This is a genomic window from Streptomyces sp. NPDC000151, assembly GCF_040301705.1.
GTDB lineage: Bacteria > Actinomycetota > Actinomycetes > Streptomycetales > Streptomycetaceae > Streptomyces.
In genome coordinates this window covers 1-4,534 of record NZ_JBEPFC010000267.1, presented here as the reverse complement: position 1 = coordinate 4,534, position 4,534 = coordinate 1, and the positions used below count along the sequence as shown (strand labels likewise).

Below are 4,534 nucleotides of genomic sequence, written 5' to 3'. Positions count from 1 at the left end.
GTACGGAGCGCTCGGCGGCCTGCTCGCAGCGGCGCAGCAGGGCCGTGCGGCGGGCCCGCTCGGCCGGGCCCGCGTCCACCGAGCGCAGCACCCGGAGCGCGCCGAGGTCGTCCGGGCCCGGGACGTACCCGGCCGCCAGGGCCTCCTGGAGCCGCCCCAGATAGCCGTGTACGGAGCCCGGGAGCGCGTCGCGGTACCGGGCGAGGTCGGCGAAGAGGAAGGCGCGCAGCCGGCCGCCTTCGTGGACCGCCTCGTCCAGCGCCTCGGAGAGCCGGAGACACTCCTGGACCTCTTCCGTACGCCGCCGGTCGCGGGTCGCGGGCACGGCACCGGCGGGAGCGGGGACGGGGACGGACGCGGGCTGAAGGGCGGTGGCGAGGGCGCGGCGGACCACGCGCAGTTCGTCCGCGCTGAACGCCATGCCGCCGCGGTATCCGTATGGCGTGGGCATGGGCCCGACTTTAATTACTAAACGGACAAAAACCCCGGTATTTGGAATTCCCGGGTGCGGCGTACGGGGCGCCGCGGGGGCGCGCCTTACGGGGCGCCCCGAGCACCCCGTATTCAGCGCCCCCTATTCAGCGCCGCTTCACTGCCGCCCGACGTTGCGCTCGTACACCAGGCGCAGCCCGATGAGGGTGAGCCAGGGCTCGTGCATGTCGATCGTGGAGGACTCGCCCAGCACCATCGGGGCCAGCCCGCCCGTGGCGATGACCGTCACGTCCTCGGGGTCCTCGGCCAGCTCCCGCGACATCCGCTGCACGACGCCGTCGACCTGGCCGGCGAAGCCGTACAGAATGCCGGACTGCATCGCCTCGACGGTGTTCTTACCGATGACGCTGCGCGGCCGGGCCAGCTCGATCTTGCGCAGCTGCGCGCCCTTGACGCCCAGCGCGTCCACCGAGATCTCGATGCCCGGCGCGATCACGCCGCCGACGTACTCGCCGCGCGCGCTCACCGCGTCGAACGTCGTGGCCGTGCCGAAATCCACGACGACCGCCGGGCCGCCGTACAGCTCCACGGCCGCGAGGGAGTTGATGATGCGGTCGGCGCCGACCTCCTTGGGGTTGTCCATGAGGATCGGCACGCCGGTCTTCACGCCCGGCTCGACGAGGACGGCCGGCACGTCGCCGTAGTAGCGGCGGGTGACCTCGCGCAGCTCGTGCAGGACCGAGGGGACGGTCGAACAGATCGCGATGCCCTCGATGCCGTCGCCCAGCTCCTCGCCGAGCAGCGGGTGCATCCCCATCAGGCCGTTGAGCAGCACGGCCAGCTCGTCGGCGGTGCGGCGGGCGTCGGTGGAGATCCGCCAGTGCTCGACGATCTCCTCACCGTCGAACAGGCCGAGGACGGTGTGCGTGTTTCCGACGTCGATGGTCAGCAGCATCAGGCCCCGGCCTCCCCGGCTCCCTCGTGCCCGCCGCCCTCGCGCAGGTCCAGGCCGATGTCCAGGATCGGCGAGGAGTGGGTGAGGCTGCCGACCGCGAGGTAGTCCACGCCGGCCTCCGCGTACGTACGGGCGTTGCCGAGCGTCAGGCGGCCCGAGGACTCCAGGAACGCGCGGCCCGCGACCAGCTCCACGGCCTCCCGGGTCTGCTCCGGCGTGAAGTTGTCCAGCAGGATCAGGTCGGCGCCCTCGGCGAGGATCGGCGGGATCTGGTCGAGGCGGTCCACCTCCACCTCGATCGGCACGCCGGGGAACTCGCTCCGTACGGCCTTGAACGCCTCCGCGACGCCGCCCGCGGCCACCACGTGGTTGTCCTTGATGAGCGCCGCGTCCGAGAGCGACATGCGGTGGTTCACGCCGCCACCGCAGCGCACCGCGAACTTCTCCAGGGACCGCAGGCCCGGCGTCGTCTTACGGGTGTCGCGCACCTTCGCCTTCGTGCCCTCCAGGGCGTCCGCCCAGGCCCGCGTCGCGGTGGCGATGCCGGAGAGCCGGCACAGCAGGTTCAGCGCGCTGCGCTCGCCGGTGAGCAGATCGCGCGTGCGGGCCGTGACCGAGATCAGCTTCTGCCCGGCCTCGACCCGGTCGCCCTCCTCGACGTGCCGCTCGACCGCGAACTCGTCCGTGCACACGACGGAGAGCACCGCCTCGGCGACCCGCAGGCCCGCGACCGTACCGGCGTCGCGCGCGGTGAAGTCGGCGGTGGCGATGGCGTCCTCGGGGATGGTCGCCACGGTGGTGACGTCCACGCCCTGGTCGAGGTCCTCCTCGATGGCCAGGTGCGCGATGTCCTCGACCTGTACCGGGTCCAGCCCCTCGTTCACCAGCAGGGCCGCCAGGTCCGGGTCCAGGCCGCACTCCAGCGGGTCCAGCTCGTACGCGTCGTCACCGGAGCCGCAGCCGCAGGCGTCGCCGCAGCCCCCGCCGGACGCGTCCGAGGGGGTCTGGCCGGGGCGGCCGATCTGGAGGAGGGGGAGGTCGTCGGGCGTGCTCACGGGTTCGGCTCCGTTTCGGGATGGGTGGCGGGGAAGTCGGCGGAGTCCGAGACATCGAACACCACGGTGTGGGGCGGGCGGAACGTGACCACGGAGTGGCGCTGCCAGACCTCGTCGTTCCGGTCGGGGTGGTCCTCCCGCCAGTGGCAGCCACGGGTCTCCTCGCGCGCGCGGGCGCCGGCGACCAGGGCACGCGCGACGAGCAGCAGGTTCGTGGCCTCCCATGCTTCCACGCCGGGCTCGGCGGCCTTGCCCTCCTCGGATTCCGCCGAGGCCCTGGAGGTCAGCCGCGCGAGCGCCTTGTAGGCCCCCGCGATGCTGTCCGCGGAGCGCAGCACTCCGACGCCCGCCGTCATGGTCCGCTGGATCTCGAAGCGCGTCTCGGGCGCGAGCAGCGGTACGGGCGGCCCCTCGGGCAGCCTGGGCTCCCCGGGGCGCGGCAGGGGCTGCGCCCCGATGTCCGCCGCGATGCGCTCCGCGAAGACCAGGCCCTCCAGGAGGGAGTTGGAGGCGAGCCGGTTCGCGCCGTGCACGCCGGTGCAGGCGACCTCGCCGCACGCGTACAGGCCCGGCACGGTCGTCCGGCCGTGCAGATCGGTCCGTACTCCGCCGGAGGCGTAGTGCGCGGCGGGCGCGACCGGGATCGGCTCGGTGACCGGGTCGATGCCGTGGCTGCGGCAGGCCGCCAGGATGGTCGGGAAGCGCTGCTCCCACATGGCGGCGCCGAAGTGCCGGGCGTCCAGGTACATGTGCTCGGTGCCCTGCTCCTGGGCGCGGCGCATGATGCCCTTGGCGACGATGTCGCGCGGCGCCAGTTCGGCGAGCTCGTGCTGCCCCACCATGAAGCGCACGCCGTCGCCGTCCACGAGGTGCGCGCCCTCGCCGCGCACCGCCTCGGAGATCAGCGGCTGCTGTCCCTCGGCCTCCGGGCCCAGGTAGAGCACGGTCGGGTGGAACTGGACGAATTCGAGGTCGGAGATCTCGGCGCCGGCCCTGAGGGCCAGCGCGACCCCGTCGCCCGTGGAGACGGACGGGTTGGTCGTCGCCGAGAAGACCTGGCCCATGCCGCCGGTGGCGAGCACCACGGCCGGGGCGTGCACGGCCCCCACGCCGTCGTGCTGGCCCTCGCCCATCACGTGCAGGGTGACGCCCGCCGTACGGCCTTCGGCGTCCGTGAGGAGGTCCAGGACGAGCGCGTTCTCGATCGTGCGCAGTCCTTCGTCCCGTACCGCCTCGACCAGCGCGCGGGAGATCTCCGCGCCGGTGGCGTCGCCGCCCGCGTGCGCGATCCGGCGCCGGTGGTGGCCGCCCTCCCGGGTCAGCGCGATGCCCGCGCCGTCCTCGTCCGGGTCGAAGCGCGCGCCCGTGGCGATCAGCCGTCGTACCGCGTCCGGGCCCTCGGTGACCAGCGTGCGGACCGCCGCCTCGTCGCACAGCCCGGCGCCCGCCACGAGCGTGTCGTCGCGGTGCTGCTCCGGGGTGTCGCCCTCACCGAGGGCCGCGGCTATGCCGCCCTGTGCCCATCGTGTGGAGCCGTCGTCCAGCCGGGCCTTGGTGACCACGACCGTGCGGTGGCCGGCCGCCGCGCAGCGCAGCGCGGCGGTCAGCCCCGCGACGCCGGAGCCGACCACGACGACGTCCGCGTCGATGGCCCAGCCGGGCGCGGGGGCGTCGAGTCGTATGCCGGGCCCGGTCACCCCGGTCATCGGTGCGCTCCTGCGATCATCGTGGCTCTCCTGCTGACGGGGGTCCGCTCTGCGGTACGGCGGGCCCGAAAGTGAGGCGGATGTTGTCGATGAGGCGGGTGGTGCCGACCCGGGCGGCGACGGCGAGTACCGCCTCGCCTTCGTACCCGCCCTTGTACGGCCCCTCGTCCGGGGCCGGCTCCGCGTCCGGGAGCACCGTGAAGCCGTCCGGATCGACCAGCTCCACGTAGTCCAGCTCCAGCGGCGGGTCGAAGCGGGCGGCGTCCTCCAGGACGGCGCGGGCCGCCGCGCGGGCCACGGCCGGGCCCTGCGGGCTGCCCGCGGACGCCACGTACGCGAGGGCGTGCGCGTCGGCCGCCGCCCGGTCCTCGCCCATCGCGGCCAGC

5 protein-coding genes are annotated in these 4,534 nt (G+C 74.0%); all 5 read right to left on the bottom strand.

Annotated features, from left to right (window positions below):
* On the bottom strand, positions 1–451 hold a 451-nt coding region (locus ABT381_RS35225; RefSeq protein ID WP_351602025.1), incomplete at its 3' end, for a hypothetical protein.
* Between the two features lie 138 nt (positions 452–589).
* Entirely contained in the window at positions 590–1,387 is a 798-nt protein-coding gene (locus ABT381_RS35220) for a type III pantothenate kinase (RefSeq protein ID WP_351602022.1), read from the bottom strand.
* Entirely contained in the window at positions 1,387–2,442 is a 1,056-nt protein-coding gene (nadC, locus tag ABT381_RS35215) for a carboxylating nicotinate-nucleotide diphosphorylase (protein WP_351602019.1), read from the bottom strand. Before nadC ends, ABT381_RS35220 begins: the two co-directional genes overlap by 1 nt.
* Entirely contained in the window at positions 2,439–4,139 is a 1,701-nt protein-coding gene (locus tag ABT381_RS35210) for an L-aspartate oxidase (RefSeq protein ID WP_351602028.1), read from the bottom strand. Before ABT381_RS35210 ends, nadC begins: the two co-directional genes overlap by 4 nt.
* A 25-nt stretch (positions 4,140–4,164) precedes the next feature.
* On the bottom strand, positions 4,165–4,534 hold a 370-nt coding region (locus ABT381_RS35205), incomplete at its 5' end, for a pantoate--beta-alanine ligase (protein WP_351602016.1).